This window comes from Sphingorhabdus sp. Alg231-15 (genome assembly GCF_900149705.1).
GTDB lineage: Bacteria > Pseudomonadota > Alphaproteobacteria > Sphingomonadales > Sphingomonadaceae > Parasphingorhabdus.
On sequence record NZ_LT703001.1, the window covers coordinates 2,460,460 to 2,475,115 of the forward strand.

The following is a 14,656-nucleotide window of genomic DNA, read 5'->3' on the forward strand; positions in this document are numbered from 1 at the left end:
AAATTGTCCACAGGCCATTCGAAAATCCGCTGATTCGCGCCTTGCAGGTGCAAAATAAAAATCCTAGACGCAGGATGTTAAAGGAACCGTCATGACCAGCCCGATCCGTATCGCTCCCTCTATCCTTTCCGCCGATTTTGCACGTCTGGGCGAGGAAGTGCGGGCGATTGACGAAGCGGGATGCGACTGGGTTCATGTTGATGTGATGGATGGTCATTTTGTTCCGAATATCACCATTGGCCCGGCTGTCGTCAAAGCGCTCCGCCCGCACAGTGAAAAGCCCTTTGATGTGCATTTGATGATTTCACCGGTTGATCAATATCTTGAGGATTTTGCGGCGGCTGGTGCGGATATCATCTCCTTCCATCCCGAAGCTGGCGCCCATCCTCACCGCACGGTGCAAACTATCCATTCGCTGGGCAAAAAGGCCGGAGTGGTACTGAATCCCGCTACGCCATTGGATGTGCTCGATTATCTGATCGATGACCTGGACCTCATATTGGTGATGAGCGTCAATCCCGGATTTGGAGGCCAGAGCTTTATCGATACGCAATTGCGCAAGATTGAGGCTATCCGCCAGCGTATCGATGCGACTGGCAAGGATATCCGTCTGGAAGTGGATGGCGGTATTGATCGTGCCACTGCCCCCAAGGCAATAGCGGCCGGCGCCGATACGCTGGTCGCCGGCACGGCAACTTTCAAGGGCGGGCCTGATCACTATGCCGCGAATATCAGCGCTTTGAGGGGTGAATGAGCGCAAACCGTCCCGAGACTGATGATCCAGCCAGTGATCCGGGCAGCGGCGTAGAGCGCTATAGCGGCGAGGAAAGCGAGGCACCGGAAGGCCGCAGTCTGACCTTACGCGCGGCCGGCGATCGCGGGCAGTCGCTCGCCGAGCAAACCGCGCTGCTTTACTATCGTATGACCTGGCGGATGCCGCTGCACCGTTTGCGCCTGTCGGGCAAGTTGCCGCTGCGACTGCTTGCCGTTCCAGTCGATCCGGTTGAAGGCAGCCGGGTGCAGGGCATGGCCGTGCGGGCCGGTCATTTTCTGTTTCGCGGTTTGAAGAAAAAGCTCGAAGGGGTCGACTTTGCCGAGTTGAAACTGCCACCTGCTTTTGAGGATTATATCCACCGTTTCGTCTGGTTGCGCGATCTCGATACGGCGGCGTCACGGGATCAGGCTCTGCCGGTGGCCGAAAAGCTCATGGAAGAGTGGCTCGATGCCAACGGCAAGAAAATCAGGCAGCCGGCCTGGCGGCCTGATAACTGCGGCTGGCGGCTGCTAATCTGGGCCAGCCATGCGCCGTTGATCCTGTCGTCGAGTGATCTGATCTACCGTTCGAAGGTACTCAATAACATCGCTCGGACTGCACGCCATCTCGACCGCACGGCCGACAAAGCCACCTCGAGCCTTGGCCGGTTGGTCGCGTGGAGCGGTGTCGTCGCGGCCTCGCTGCTGATCCCTGAGGGCCGGGTACGCCGGATCGTTGGCGAAGCGGGGCTGGAAAAGGCAATGGGCGAGTTTTTCTATGCCGATGGTGGATCTGTATCCCGATCTCCGCTTAATCAGATGGACGCTGTCATCCTGCTGTCGATGCTCAAGCAGGTCTATCTTGCACGCGATGAAGATGCTCCTGAATTCCTTGAAAACGCACTGGCACAGGCGGTCCCGCCACTGACCGGCCTCACCCATTTCGATGGTAGCATGGGCAATTGGCAAGGCGGCGGCGCAACGCCGGGAGATCAGGTAGAGCAAGTCATCGAAGCCAGTGGTGTCCGGGCTCGCCCGCTACGCCAGGCGCGTGACTGGGGCTACCAGCGTGTGTCCTCTGGCCGTTCCGTGCTGATTCTTGATGCGGCCCCTCCGCCGATTGCGCGGATGGCGGTGGCTGGTTGCGCATCCACGCTGGCGTTTGAGTTTTCCAACGGTGACAGCCGGATCATTGCCAATTGCGGCGGCGCTGGTCTGGTCGGCGCGACCATTCCTGCGTCACTGGCACGCGGATTGCGAACCACGGCGGCGCATAGCACCTTGTGCATCGACAATAGCAACAGCACCTCGATCCTGCCCGATGGCAAGCTTGGCCGCGGGGTCAATGAGGTGGAGCTGTTCCGCCGGGATGTTGAAAACGCAACCCGGCTGGAGGCCAGTCATGATGGCTATGCCAAGCGTTTCGGGCTGGTCCACAAGCGACTCTTGTTGCTGCGTTCTGACGGGCTGGAATTGCGCGGTGAGGATATGCTGATCCCCGATGGTCGCAAACGCCGTCGCAAGAAAAAAGACATCGAATATGCGCTGCGTTTCCACCTCGGCCCTGATATTGAGAGCGATCTGATATCGGACGGCAAGGGGGTTTTGCTGCGTCTCAAAGACGGTAATCTGTGGCAATTCCGCTCGACTGGTGGAAAGATCATGCTTGAAGATAGCGTCTGGGTCGACGGCATGGGCATCCCCCATAGCGTCATGCAGATGGTGATAACGGATCAAGTGGGTAGCGGTGGCGGTGCGACCGGCTGGCTGCTCAAACATATGGGATAGACCAATCATGACCGAGAATATTAAAATCAAACGGGCGCTGCTTTCGGTTTCCGACAAAAGCGGCTTGGCAGAGCTGGGCCAGCAACTCGCTGCCATGGATGTGGCTTTGATCTCTACCGGCGGCACGGCAAAGGCCTTGCGCGATGCCGGGCTTGAGGTTTCCGACATTTCCGATGTCACCCAATTTCCCGAAATGATGGATGGCCGCGTGAAGACGCTGCATCCCAAAGTCCATGGCGGCCTGCTCGCACGGCGCGATGATGCAGGCCATGTTGCGTCGATGGAGGAGCATGACATTGCCGGAATCGATCTGGTGATCGTCAATCTCTATCCCTTTGCCCAGACCGTCGCCAAAGGCGCCGAGCGCGACGAGATTATCGAGAATATCGACATTGGTGGACCGAGCATGGTGCGCAGTGCCGCGAAAAATCATGATTTCGTGACGATTGTCACCGACCCGTCGGATTATGATATGTTGCTTGCAGAACTCAAAGAAAGCGATGGTGCAACGAGCCTCAACTTCCGCAAGAAAATGGCCGCCAAAGCCTTTGCTGCCACCGCCAGCTATGACGGCATGATCGCACAATGGTTTGGCTTTGCCGATCAGCAACAGATGTTCCCGCCGACCCTGCCGCTGACCATGAGCCAGCCAACCGAACTGCGCTATGGCGAAAATCCGCACCAGATGGCGGCGCTCTATCTGCCTGACGGTCCGTCCGCGAAAGGCATTGCGCAGGCTGAACAATTGCAGGGCAAGGCGCTGAGCTATAACAATTATAATGACGCCGATGCCGCGCTGGAACTGGTCAGCGAATTTCGCGATGGCCCACCGACGGTGGTGATCGTCAAACATGCCAATCCTTGCGGCGTGGCGAGCGGTGACAGCATCCTGGAGGCCTATAAAGCCGCTTTGGCCTGCGACAGCGTCTCGGCCTTTGGCGGGATCATCGCGGTTAACCGGCCCCTGGATGGTGCGGCGGCCGAAGCCATGACCGGGATCTTCACCGAAGTCGTTTGCGCGCCTGATGCCGATGCGGATGCCCGCGCGATTTTTGCGAAGAAGAAAAACCTACGCTTGCTGTTGACCGGAGACCTGCCGGATCCGGCCCGCGGCGGCATCGGTCTGAAGACGATCGCGGGCGGCTATCTGCTGCAATCGCGCGACAATGGCCAGATTGCGGAAAGCGACCTCAAATGTGTGACCAAGCGTGAACCAAGCGCCCAGGAAAAGGCGGATTGCCTGTTTGCCTGGACCGTCGCGAAACATGTGAAGTCCAATGCGATTGTCTATGCCAAAGGCGGCTCCACTGCCGGTGTCGGTGCGGGGCAGATGAACCGGCTCGAATCCGCGCGCATTGCGGCCTGGAAGGCGAAAGACGCGGCGGAGAAAGCGGGTTGGAGTGAAGCGCAGACCATCGGGTCGGCCGTGGCATCTGACGCCTTCTTCCCCTTTGCCGATGGTTTGATGGCAGCGGTTGAAGCGGGCGCAACGGCGGTGATTCAACCCGGCGGTTCGATCCGCGATGATGAGGTTATTGCGGCGGCGGACGAAGCCGGATTGGCGATGCTGTTTACCGGGATGCGCCATTTCCGGCATTGATGAGAGATAGATTCGCGGTTTGACGAGGGTCCGCTTTGGGCGCGAAAGTGAAACGTTAGAATGGTATTACTGAAATAGCTATATGGTCAGTTCGGGAGACGCATATTCTTGGACTTCTATGCCGCAATCGAAGCTGCATTGATTGCGGGACCAAGGCTGAGACTGGCCAGGATCAGCGCCGACGAAACAGCTGCCGTTGCATTCATAATTTTGGTGCGGATTTTCAGATAGGACATAATCGAAGTTCCTTTCACATGTGAATTATCAGTTAAATCATCGGTGCGGCGGAGTTGATAGCAGGGACTATGCTGGCGCTAATGACCAGAATCGCAGAAAAAATTGCGGCAAATGCGGATAGGGTGTTGGCTTGGATATTGTGATCAGACATAATTTGGTTCCTTTCATTCTGTGTTGATGGGTCCCATATATCTAACCATATTTGATTTGATAATTCCAAAAATTTGACTAAGCTTATTCATTTATGGATAGGTCGCATGATCAAAGCGCTTGATTGGAATCTCCTGCAATCCTTTATTGCGGTAAGTGAGCATGGTTCGTTTTCGGAAGCCGCGCGCGCAACCCATGGGAGCCAGGCGACGCTGAGCCGGCATATCTCGTTGCTCGAAGGCCAGCTCGATACCCATCTATTTGATCGCGCCGTTGGTGGAACGGAACTGACCTCCCGTGGGATGGAAGTCTTGCAACATGCGCTGGCCATGGCAGATGCCGCCGGCAGGTTGTCTCTGGACATAGAGGGCCATGAAACCAACCTTTCAGGCACTGTGCGCATTACGGCTACCACGGTCACATCGACATTCATCTTGCCGTCGATACTTGCCGAACTCAGGCGTGAAGAGCCTGAAATTGATGTTGAACTGATAGCTTCGAACAAAACCGATAATCTCCTCAGGAGAGAAGCCGATATAGCGGTCCGAATGTACCAGCCCACGCAAGCGGATCTATTCGCCCGCAAAGTCGGTGAAACAGGGTTTGGTCTGTTTGCTGCCAATTCTTATTTGGAGCGGAACGCGACCGTTACGGCTCCAGACGATCTTCTGAATCATGATTTTATCGGATTCGACAAAAACGACCTTATCATCGAGGCTCTCAAACGGTTTGGCCTGGATGTCGATCGCGAGTTTTTCGCATTCCGATGTGATGATCAGGTGGTCTGCTGGAATATGGTTTTGCAGGGTTACGGGATCGGGTTCAATCAGCTGGAAATTGGTGAAAGGGAACCAAAGGTTTCTCGGATCAATGTATCGGTTGAGCCCAATCCGGTGCCCGTTTGGCTCGCTGCGCATTCAGAGCTGAAAACAAATCCCCGTGTCAGAAGGGTCTTTGATTTCCTTGCGAACAGACTGTCGGGCATGGGCCGTTAGACTGCGTTTAAAACCAAATGGATTGCGCCATGGATGAAAGAGGCGGCCGGTGGTGGACTTGCCAGCGACGGCGACACCCTTGTGCGCAGTAGCCAGGATCGCCTAGGTTGATCCCGGGAGGGCCTTTCGATGAATGAACGCAAATTTGATCCGATCGCAAATATTCAGATGATGATCGACGCCACAGCTGAAGCTGACGGCCAGGAGCCAGATATGTCCATGGCTCCCCCTTTTGTCAGAGGCATGGATTTGAGCGGCCTGAAGTTCACACGTGTGTCTCAGGGAGAGTTTGACATGGAATGGACCGTTGGACAGCATCTCACCCATTATGACGGAATGGTTCAGGGCGGCATCGTCAATGTGATCGCCGATACCGGTCAGTCCTTTGCCTATTCGACAACGAGCCAGGAACCGGAGACCTTTTCAACCGCGGATTTTGCGACGCGCTTTTTCCGCCCAATGAAGGCTGGTGAAATTATCGACGTAAAGAGTCAGCTCGTGAACCGCTCACGCCGCCTTGGCGTTGTGGAGACGCAGTTCATCAACCAGCAGACCGGGAAACTATGTGCACTGGTTGTCGGTTCATGGATGATCGCTAATCGAGACTTCGGACCAGATCCGTCGAAATGATTTTGTTGCGGTCTTGAAGGCGGTATTCGAGCGGCTGGTTAATGTCCGCTTTCGGGGGCAAAAGCGGACACTAGATTACAACGAGCTATTATGGACGAGACCTGCAACGCCGTGGGTTCGCACTGCAGGTCTGCCAAGATTCCAGTTGAAGACTTGTTATAGAACGACTTGAGCGCCGATCATCAAGATTGCTGCCCATGAAATCAGATATACGGGCGTTCTAAGGCCCGGAATGCCAAGTGTGTAAACAATGGCGTGGGCGACGCGAGCGAAGAAAAATACCTTTGCCCAAGTGCCAACGGATTCAGCAATAGACGCATCACCGAGTAAGCCTGCCGCCGCAACGACTGCTACAAATGCTGGCATAGTCTCTACCATGTTCAAATGCGCCCGTTTTGCGCGGTCCATCCACAATGGTGTTTCCGGTTCTTCCTTTGGGAAGTTCTCGGGATAGCCGGTCAAGAATGTGGGTAGGCCCCAAACGAATAGGCGGCCAACGATATAGGGTGTCCACAAAAGGACGGTGAGGATGCCGCTTAGGGCAAGATAGGTAAATGCAATTTCCATGATGATACTCCTAATGCCAGGCGGGATGAGCAGATTGCCTGCTCACCCCGTCGTAATTTTTAAAGGTCGGTTGCCGCTGTGTGACGGATGGTTTTCCAGTTGGCTTCAGCTTTGGCGATCGCGCCTTCTGGATCTTTCTGGTAAGCTTTGAAAATGTCTTCACTCAGGAAAACATAGAGTTTGCCATCACGAACATCAGCCCAGCGTGGATCGCCATCAAACTTTTTGCCGACCGAAACACCAAAGGTACAGAAGCCGCCATTTTGAGGTAGGAAGCGACCTGGATTTGATTTGAACGTATCAAGATTAGCCTGGCTAGCGAAATAATATGCAACGCCGTCATGGACAGCTGCAAAATTTGCTGACCCTTCGATCCGGTTGCCGGTGTTGATGAATGCGACTGTATCAACACCATGCAGCGCAAGAGGAGCTGCTGCTGCGGTTAGGCCGGATGATACATTATATTCGTCAGCCGCCATTGCAGGCGCTACGACGAAGGTTGCCAATGCGATTGCGGTGGCGAGAGTTACTTTTTTAAACATAGATATTTCCTTTTCATCTAGTCATGTTCTGGGGGAATTTGCCCCGGTTATTTTGCAACCAAAATGGTCACGTGAGTTGACGACAAGGAATTTGCCTCAGACGAAATTGTGTGACGGTGGGGGAAAGAAGATATGTCCAGCAGAGGGTGCTGAAAGTCTCCGATAATGTTTGTCACATGTCCCGTTTGATGATTCGCTCCTTCAATGTCGTTGGAGCGTCTTTCTCTGGAAAAGGACGATGAGGCAATATCTGCGGAATAGTTAGCGACTAATTATCAAATCACTGGGACGATATGCAAAATACTATAGCATTTGACGATATATTGTTGGTGCAACACCAAATTTTCCGGCGAAGGCGCGGGTGAATGCTGCCGGTGATTGATAGCCGGTTTGTACGGCCACTTGCTGTACAGAGCAGTTGCTATGATCCAATATGGAGAGCGCCTTTTGCAGCCGCCAATCCGACAGATAAGACATCGGGCCTTGTCCAACCAGATCACCAAACCGTTCGGCAAAGCGGCTTCTCGACATGCCCACTTGCCGAGCGAGAGATTCCACTGTCCATGATCCGGTCGGTTCCCGGTGCATCAGTTCTAAAGCATGTCCAATTTGTGGATCCTGAAAACCTTTTAGCAAAGCGCCAATCTCATCCTGATCTTCAATCCCAGCGCGCAGCAATTCAATGAACATGATTTCCGACAATCGACGTACCGAAGCATCTGATCCAACATTTTCCGAGAACATCTGACGATTTATCAATCGCAATATTTCGTCGAGCCATGGGTTTTGAGCGCGCATCGATGCTGTGGTTAGCAGATAATCGGGGAGCGATCTTAAAATCGGATGATCTGCATTTTTCCGGAATGTGAAATGGCCGCAGATAAGTTGTGTCGAAGCGGTATCATTGCCTTCCCCCACAACCAACACGCCATCACCATCATATTGAACTGCTTCCAACACATGCTCCAGTGGCGGCGCGTCTTCGACTGGACTGTCCGATAATATATGGGTTTGTCCCTTTGGTATCAGGACCAAATCGCCGGGACCAAGTATAACGGCTTCTTCGCCCGGAAGTTTTACATGGCATTGACCTTGAATAACCAGATGAAAGCGCGCCGCGTGCTCCAGCACAGGTACAGTGACCGACCACGGTCCCGAAAAATCAGTACGAAAATAAAGCGCGCCCTTTAAGTCAAGCGTGTCCAATATGTCATTGAGTATATCCATAACCAAAATGATACGATCATACTAACTGTCTCACAATAGGCAATGATCGGCCCATTTCTCCTGACTATGATGCAGATCGTCCAGGTTAAAACTTTTTGTTCACTCCCTTAACAAGGCGGACTGTCATCAAACTGGTTTGATCTTTAGGTCCGCTTTCGGGATAAAGCCAACTCCACCCAAACAGACCCTCTCTGTTCTGCGCTTATTCCGGCGTAGCGGCTTGCGCAGCCTGTCCATCACCTTCCGGTGCGGCGATAATGTCGCGGGTTACGCTGCCCTTGTCGACGGTGAAGGTTTCCTTGTCGCCGACGGAGGAACGAATGCCGGGATCTGCGTCACCGGCTTGGCCGACAATGGCTGACTCGGTCACGCTGCGCGCTTGCGCGCCGCCGAACATGGCTTCCAAAGTCTGTTGCTGGACACCACCGGTTTGCGGGCGCGGTTGGCCGGGCTGAGGTGGATTAAGACCAAAATCGGGTGGAATCACCAGAGGTGGCTGGCGCGAAACAGCAAATTCGTCAGGACGGTCACGGTCAAACAGACCGCTCGATCCGCAAGCGGACAGTCCGACCAGCGATACCAGGCTGATGCCGATGATAGATTTACGCATATTCACTTCCCTCAAAATAACTTGCCCTGCACGCCTGTTGGCTTTGCGAGGCCCTTTGCCATGGGTCAACTGTCGCCAAGCTGAACATTTTTATCTTCATCCGGCTTCTCGCGCAATAACAGCGCGCGTGCAAGCAGGATTACGACTCCGATCGAAATGCAGGCGTCGGCGACGTTGAAAATAAGAAACGGGCGGAAACCACCGATATGCAAATCTGCAAAATCGGCAACATAACCGAGCCGGGCCCGATCCAGTATATTGCCCATCGCGCCGCCGAGGACGAACGAGAGCGCGATAATGTCCCATTTCGCTTTCTCTCGCCACATCCAGATCAGCACGGCCACACCGATCAGGCCCGTAAGCGCTACTAGCGCCCAGCGCTGGAAATCGGTTGAGGCGGTCAGAAAGCCCATGGAGACGCCATAATTTTCCGCCCAGGTCAGGTTGAAAAAGGGTAGCAATTCAATCTGACCCTTGGCGCGCAAGTCGAGTGGAAACATCACCATATATTTGGTGAACTGGTCGATGATGAAGATCAGGAACGCGACAACAAGGCCGGTAATCCGGTATTTCGAAATTGCGTCGTTCATGCGCCCAGAACCCCTTCACAGCGGCCGCACAGCGCACCGTCTTCTTCTACATCCGGCAGCAGGCGCCAGCAGCGGCCACATTTGTTGTGCCCTGTTTTGGTCACCGTGACTTCATTGCTATCCTGCACATCGGCAACAATGCACAATTCGGCGAATTCGGCTGCATCAATCGGCAAGCCAGCCATCGGATAGGTGACTTCTGCTTCCAGACTGGAGCGGATGGTTTTCTCGCGCCGTAGCGGTTCAATCGCTTCGGTGACACTCATTCTGGCGGTGCGGATATTTTCCCATTTGCCAGCAAGAGCTTCATCCGACCAATTTCCATCAACTTCCGGCCACTCTTTCAAATGAATACTGTCATTCTCGTCGGGGAAACGGCTTTGCCAAATCTCTTCCGATGTAAAGACCAGCACCGGCGCGATATAGCGGGTCAGCGCATGGAAAAGGATATCCATGACCGTCCGGTATGCCATGCGTTTCGGATCATCCGGCGCGTCGCAATAGAGACAGTCCTTGCGGATATCAAAAAAGAAAGCACTGAGATCATCCTGCGCAAAGGCAGTCAGCTCGCGCATATAGGGCCCGAACGCAAAATCATTCACATGTTGTTTGAGCTTCGCATCGACTTCGGCCAGCCGATGGAGCACGTAGCGTTCCAGCTCCGGCATATCCGCCACGGCGACCCGCTCGCTATCCTGAAAATCGCTGAGACCGCCGAGCATATAGCGGAAGGTATTGCGCAATTTGCGATAGCTGTCGGTGACGCCTTTCAGGATCTCATCACCAATCCGGTGATCCTCGGTGAAATCGACACTGGCGGCCCACAGGCGCAGGATATCAGCGCCATTGACGTTGATAACTTTCTGCGGGTCGAGCGTATTGCCGAGCGACTTCGACATTTTTTTGCCATTCTTGTCGAGCGTCATGCCGTGGGTCAGTACGGCTTTATACGGTGCCCGCCCGCGCGTGCCGCAGGATTCGAGCAGGCTCGACTGGAACCAGCCGCGATGCTGGTCGCTGCCTTCCAGATAGAGATCGGCCGGGGTCTGGTGATCCGGCCATTTGCCGCTTTCCAGTACAAAGGCATGGGTGCAGCCGCTGTCAAACCACACGTCGAGAATGTCGGTAATCACCTCATAATCATCGAGCACATATGTATTGCCGAGAAATTCCTGATGGTCCGCATTGAACCACGCATCGGCACCGCCGGTCTTAAAGGCTTCGATGATGCGTTCATTGACTGCGGGATCGTTGAGATAGTCACCTGTCTTCCGATCAACATAAAGCGCAATCGGCACGCCCCAGGCGCGCTGACGGCTCAGCACCCAGTCCGGGCGGCCTTCGACCATGGATTCGAGACGGCGGCGGCCGCGTTCTGGGACAAAGCGGACTTTGTTGCGAATTTCATCGAGAGCGACTTCGCGCAGGGTGGCATTAATGCCTTCGCCGTGGCCGACTTCAAGCCCCTCCCGCTCGCGGGAGGGGTTGGGGTGGGAAAGTTCGATAGGCTTGTCAGGCCCACCCCCGGCCCCTCCCGTAAACGGGAGGGGGGTATCCATCGGCACAAACCATTGCGGCGTGCAGCGATAGATAATCTTCGCCTTGGAGCGCCAGCTATGCGGATAGCTATGCTGAAAATCATCACTGGCCGACAGCAGGGCACCGGCAGCGCGCAAATCTTCACAGATCGGACCAGCGCTGCTGACAAATTTCTTGTTGATCACGCCGCCTGCACGCTCGTCCCCGCGTGGCAGCCAGTCCCAATCCTCGCGGTAAACGCCATCGGCATCGACAGCGAAAACCGGGTTTATCCCGTTTTCCTTGCACAGCGCGAAATCATCCTCGCCATGGTCGGGAGACATATGGACAAGGCCGGTGCCTGCTTCGGTGGTGACAAAGTGGGAGCCGTCGAGAAACGGGCGCGGCTTGGTGTAGAAATCGCTGTCCGGGAATTTGTCGGCCATCGGGTGTTTGGCGATGGCACCGGCGAGTTGGGAGCCCCTAAAAGAACCTTGTAACTCACTAACAGACCATTTCGCCATAATTTGAGGGGGATTCAATCGATGCAAAAACGCGGGAACGAGTGATTTTGCAATCAAGACCTTCTTGTCTTGAGATGTGTCCATCTCAGGAGGACGTTCTCCTATTTCACTCGTAGGGATAAGCGCGAGTTTATGAAGATCGAGAACAACGTACTCAATATCCGCCCCATAGGCGAGCGCCTGATTCACCGGAATGGTCCAAGGCGTGGTCGTCCAGATCACAGCATGCGCGCCGACCAGCTCCGGTGCATTCGGCGCCTCAACAATCTCAAACGCCACATCAATCTGCGTCGATGTGATATCTTCATATTCCACTTCGGCTTCGGCCAGCGCGGTTTTCTCGACCGGCGACCACATGACGGGCTTGGCGCCGCGATAGAGTTGTCCCGCTTCCGCAAACTTCAGCAGCTCCGCGACAATCGCCGCTTCGGCGTCAAAATCCATCGTCAGATAGGGCTTGTCCCACTGCGCCAGGATGCCGAGCCGCTTGAATTCCTCGCGCTGGACATTGACCCATTTGTCCGCATATTCGCGGCATTCGGCGCGAAACTCGCTGGCCGGGACTTCGTCCTTGTTGCGCTTTTTCTTGCGATATTGCTCCTCGATTTTCCACTCAATCGGCAGGCCATGACAGTCCCAACCCGGAACAAAAGGTGCATCCTTTCCGAGCAGACTCTGTGACCTTACAACAAGGTCTTTCAGCGTCTTGTTGAGGCTATGGCCCATATGGATATTGCCATTGGCATAAGGCGGGCCATCATGAAAAATAAACTTTTCTCGGCCGTCGCGTGCTTCCCGCAGCTTTTCATACAGCCCAATATTCTGCCAGCGCTCCAATATGCCCGGTTCCTTGTTCGCAAGGCCGGCTTTCATGGGAAAATCGGTTTTCGGCAGGAAAACCGTATCTTTATAATCTGGTGCTTCAGATGCTTTTGGGTCAGTCATGATTTGCGGGGATTAGGCGAGGCGACGCGCGGGTGCAAGCGGGATTTCACGGCCGCTCATTCGCCCCGATCCGCTAGCGAACGAGCGCTGGTCCGACCTTCCTGATATCCTCAACCATCACATAGCCGTTGAAGCTCGCCGGGATTTTGGCCAGCTGGTTGCCATAGGTCAGGCCGCGCGTCGATTCGCGGTCGTTCATCGGGCCGATTATCAGCGTGCGTGCACCGACCGCTTCCATCCGGGCCGTGGTGCGGTTCGGCCATCCGGCAAAAGCCCATTGATAGTCGAGCGGGATTACCAAAGTGCCGTCTTTGCAGCTATCCGGAGTGATGCCGAACCAGCCCATCCACAGATAATCCTTGGTGCAGGCTTTGACACCTGGTTTGGACCAGGCCCAGATCCCGGGCACCAGTTGCTTCATGCGCTTGACCGGGGCTTCGCCGCCGTAAAACCCGTCCCCTTCCTGCAAAGGGTCGCGGCCTGCTGCTTTCAAGATCGCATAGAGTTGATCAGCCTCGTCCGGGTTTTTGCTTTTGAAGTTGAACAGAAACGGCTTGAAGGTTTCCGAGGCCACTGCCTGTTCGACGGTCGGGATCTTACCAATGCCTTTGCCGCGCAGGGGAAATGTCTGGCCGTCATCGGATGAATAGCCATAGCCAATGTCGAGCGATTGCAGTTCCGCCAATGTCAGGTCGCGCGTATTGCCTGTCCCATCGGTCCGGCAATCGACCGTCCAGTCATGAAACAACACCATTTTCCCATCCTTGGTCGGCGCTACATCAATCTCCACCATATCCGCCTGCATGTTGACGGCCGCGCGAATGGAGTGAATCGTATTTTCAAAAATTTCCAGATCTTCCTGGCCCGGGAGCATCCGAATGGCGGTGCAGTCATCTCTGCCCACACCCGTCGGATCATAAATATGGTGGACACCGCGATGGGCGATCATTTTGAACTGGCCTTCAGGCGCCGATGCCCAACGAGACGAATTGAGCAATATCACGGTTAGAAGAGTCATCCAGATGATCCCGAATGACCATAGAATTTTCCGCTTCATGTGAGTATTTCTCGGGCCTCGTCGCAGTCTATTGCCATTTGCGCCATCAGCGCATCGAGATCATCAAATTTCGCTTCGCCGCGCAAGAAGTGATGCAATTCGACTTCGATCATCTGGCCATAAAGGTCTTCCGCAAAATCAAAGAAATAGGGTTCAAGCAATTCCTTGGGCGGGTCAAATGTCGGTCGAATACCCAGGTTGGCTGCACCGTTGATTACGCGGCCATCAGGTAAGCGACCCTTGACGGCATAGATTCCATATTTTGGCCGCAGATAATGATCAATGTCGATATTGGCTGTCGGATAGCCGAGCTTGCGGCCATTTTTATCGCCGTGAATGACAGGGCCTTCAATAGCGAAGGGCCGCGTCAGCAGTTCGGTCGCCGTCTCGCAATCGCCTGCCTTTAGCGCATCGCGGATACGGCTGGAGGAGATGACTTCATCGGCGTCGCTGACCGGGCCAACCGCCTTGGTCGATAGGCCCAAAGGTGCGCCGAGCTGCTTCATGACGCTGACATTGCCTGCGCGGCCCTTGCCAAAGGTAAAGTCTTCGCCCGTGACGATGCCTGCTGCACCAAAACGCTCGACGAGCAATTTCGTCACGAAATCCTCTGCGGTGGTTCCGGCCAGTTCGCCGCCAAATTCAAACACCAGCATCGCGTCCGCGCCGGCGGCGGTGAACAGCCGTTCGCGCTGGTCGAGAGTGGTCAGGCGAAATGGCGGCGCATCGGGCTGGAAATGGCGGACGGGGTGCGGGTCAAAGGTCGCGATGATCGCCGGGCGGCCTTCGGCCTTGGCCCAGTCGATCGCGGTTTGTGCAACCGCCTGATGGCCTTTGTGAAAACCATCAAAATTGCCCAGCGCGATAATCGCACCGCGCAGTTCATCCGAAATCCTGTTTTGCCCACTCAACCGCATGATTTG

Annotated in this window: 13 protein-coding genes; 5 read left to right on the top strand and 8 right to left on the bottom strand. The window is 54.9% G+C overall.

Features of this window, described 5'->3' with window-relative positions:
* The first annotated feature begins 91 nt into the window (after nucleotides 1–91).
* The 5 genes from rpe to DG177_RS12275 all read left to right on the top strand — a co-directional run bounded on the left by rpe (nucleotide 92) and on the right by DG177_RS12275 (nucleotide 6,153).
* Nucleotides 92–754 carry a ribulose-phosphate 3-epimerase gene (gene rpe, locus DG177_RS12255; protein WP_108811739.1) on the top strand — a complete coding sequence of 221 codons (663 nt, stop codon included), beginning with the start codon at nucleotides 92–94 and terminating at the stop codon, nucleotides 752–754.
* Nucleotides 751–2,541, top strand: a complete 1,791-nt coding sequence (locus DG177_RS12260; RefSeq protein ID WP_108811740.1) for a heparinase II/III domain-containing protein — start codon at nucleotides 751–753, stop codon at nucleotides 2,539–2,541. The genes rpe and DG177_RS12260 overlap by 4 nt, the downstream gene beginning before the upstream one ends.
* 7 nt (nucleotides 2,542–2,548) lie before the next feature.
* On the top strand, nucleotides 2,549–4,141 hold the full coding sequence (gene purH / locus DG177_RS12265) for a bifunctional phosphoribosylaminoimidazolecarboxamide formyltransferase/IMP cyclohydrolase (protein WP_108811741.1): 1,593 nt from the start codon (nucleotides 2,549–2,551) through the stop codon (nucleotides 4,139–4,141).
* Between the two features lie 494 nt (nucleotides 4,142–4,635).
* Nucleotides 4,636–5,523, top strand: a complete 888-nt coding sequence (locus DG177_RS12270; RefSeq protein WP_337658790.1) for a LysR family transcriptional regulator — start codon at nucleotides 4,636–4,638, stop codon at nucleotides 5,521–5,523.
* 129 nt (nucleotides 5,524–5,652) lie between these two features.
* Nucleotides 5,653–6,153: a hotdog fold thioesterase gene (locus tag DG177_RS12275; protein ID WP_108811742.1), complete on the top strand. Its 501-nt coding sequence runs from the start codon at nucleotides 5,653–5,655 to the stop codon at nucleotides 6,151–6,153.
* Between the two features lie 156 nt (nucleotides 6,154–6,309).
* On the opposite strand, the gene DG177_RS12280 is transcribed toward DG177_RS12275, so the two are convergent.
* The 8 genes from DG177_RS12280 to DG177_RS12315 all read right to left on the bottom strand — a co-directional run bounded on the left by DG177_RS12280 (nucleotide 6,310) and on the right by DG177_RS12315 (nucleotide 14,650).
* A complete protein-coding gene (locus DG177_RS12280; RefSeq protein ID WP_108811743.1) occupies nucleotides 6,310–6,720 on the bottom strand; it encodes an MAPEG family protein in 411 nt (136 codons plus the stop codon).
* A gap of 59 nt (nucleotides 6,721–6,779) precedes the next feature.
* Complete coding sequence (locus DG177_RS12285) at nucleotides 6,780–7,262, bottom strand: YHS domain-containing (seleno)protein (protein ID WP_108811744.1); 483 nt, start codon at nucleotides 7,260–7,262, stop codon at nucleotides 6,780–6,782.
* A gap of 303 nt (nucleotides 7,263–7,565) precedes the next feature.
* The gene (locus DG177_RS12290) at nucleotides 7,566–8,489 is read right to left on the bottom strand and encodes a cupin domain-containing protein (RefSeq protein ID WP_108811745.1); all 924 of its coding nucleotides are present in this window, start codon (nucleotides 8,487–8,489) and stop codon (nucleotides 7,566–7,568) included.
* A 202-nt stretch (nucleotides 8,490–8,691) separates the two neighbouring features.
* The gene (locus tag DG177_RS12295; protein ID WP_108811746.1) at nucleotides 8,692–9,099 is read right to left on the bottom strand and encodes a DUF3035 domain-containing protein; all 408 of its coding nucleotides are present in this window, start codon (nucleotides 9,097–9,099) and stop codon (nucleotides 8,692–8,694) included.
* 65 nt (nucleotides 9,100–9,164) lie between these two features.
* Nucleotides 9,165–9,689 (bottom strand): signal peptidase II, encoded by a 525-nt coding sequence (gene lspA, locus DG177_RS12300; protein ID WP_108811747.1) that lies wholly within the window; start codon nucleotides 9,687–9,689, stop codon nucleotides 9,165–9,167.
* Complete coding sequence (gene ileS / locus DG177_RS12305) at nucleotides 9,686–12,676, bottom strand: isoleucine--tRNA ligase (RefSeq protein WP_108811748.1); 2,991 nt, start codon at nucleotides 12,674–12,676, stop codon at nucleotides 9,686–9,688. The genes lspA and ileS overlap by 4 nt, the downstream gene beginning before the upstream one ends.
* 73 nt (nucleotides 12,677–12,749) lie before the next feature.
* Nucleotides 12,750–13,733 (bottom strand): glycerophosphodiester phosphodiesterase family protein, encoded by a 984-nt coding sequence (locus DG177_RS12310; protein ID WP_108811749.1) that lies wholly within the window; start codon nucleotides 13,731–13,733, stop codon nucleotides 12,750–12,752.
* Nucleotides 13,730–14,650: a bifunctional riboflavin kinase/FAD synthetase gene (locus DG177_RS12315; protein WP_108811750.1), complete on the bottom strand. Its 921-nt coding sequence runs from the start codon at nucleotides 14,648–14,650 to the stop codon at nucleotides 13,730–13,732. Before DG177_RS12315 ends, DG177_RS12310 begins: the two co-directional genes overlap by 4 nt.
* Between the last annotated feature and the right edge of the window lie 6 nt (nucleotides 14,651–14,656).

Excerpts from the sequence above, each read along its gene's own strand:
- DG177_RS12275 (WP_108811742.1), top strand. The coding sequence starts at position 5,653 with ATGAATGAACGCAAATTTGATCCGATCGCAAATATTCAGATGATGATC.
- DG177_RS12315 (WP_108811750.1), bottom strand. The coding sequence starts at position 14,650 with ATGCGGTTGAGTGGGCAAAACAGGATTTCGGATGAACTGCGCGGTGCG.
- DG177_RS12285 (WP_108811744.1), bottom strand. The coding sequence starts at position 7,262 with ATGTTTAAAAAAGTAACTCTCGCCACCGCAATCGCATTGGCAACCTTC.
- ileS (WP_108811748.1), bottom strand. The coding sequence starts at position 12,676 with ATGACTGACCCAAAAGCATCTGAAGCACCAGATTATAAAGATACGGTT.
- DG177_RS12310 (WP_108811749.1), bottom strand. The coding sequence starts at position 13,733 with ATGAAGCGGAAAATTCTATGGTCATTCGGGATCATCTGGATGACTCTT.
- DG177_RS12280 (WP_108811743.1), bottom strand. The coding sequence starts at position 6,720 with ATGGAAATTGCATTTACCTATCTTGCCCTAAGCGGCATCCTCACCGTC.
- DG177_RS12260 (WP_108811740.1), top strand. The coding sequence starts at position 751 with ATGAGCGCAAACCGTCCCGAGACTGATGATCCAGCCAGTGATCCGGGC.
- DG177_RS12290 (WP_108811745.1), bottom strand. The coding sequence starts at position 8,489 with ATGGATATACTCAATGACATATTGGACACGCTTGACTTAAAGGGCGCG.
- lspA (WP_108811747.1), bottom strand. The coding sequence starts at position 9,689 with ATGAACGACGCAATTTCGAAATACCGGATTACCGGCCTTGTTGTCGCG.
- purH (WP_108811741.1), top strand. The coding sequence starts at position 2,549 with ATGACCGAGAATATTAAAATCAAACGGGCGCTGCTTTCGGTTTCCGAC.
- DG177_RS12270 (WP_337658790.1), top strand. The coding sequence starts at position 4,636 with ATGATCAAAGCGCTTGATTGGAATCTCCTGCAATCCTTTATTGCGGTA.
- DG177_RS12295 (WP_108811746.1), bottom strand. The coding sequence starts at position 9,099 with ATGCGTAAATCTATCATCGGCATCAGCCTGGTATCGCTGGTCGGACTG.
- rpe (WP_108811739.1), top strand. The coding sequence starts at position 92 with ATGACCAGCCCGATCCGTATCGCTCCCTCTATCCTTTCCGCCGATTTT.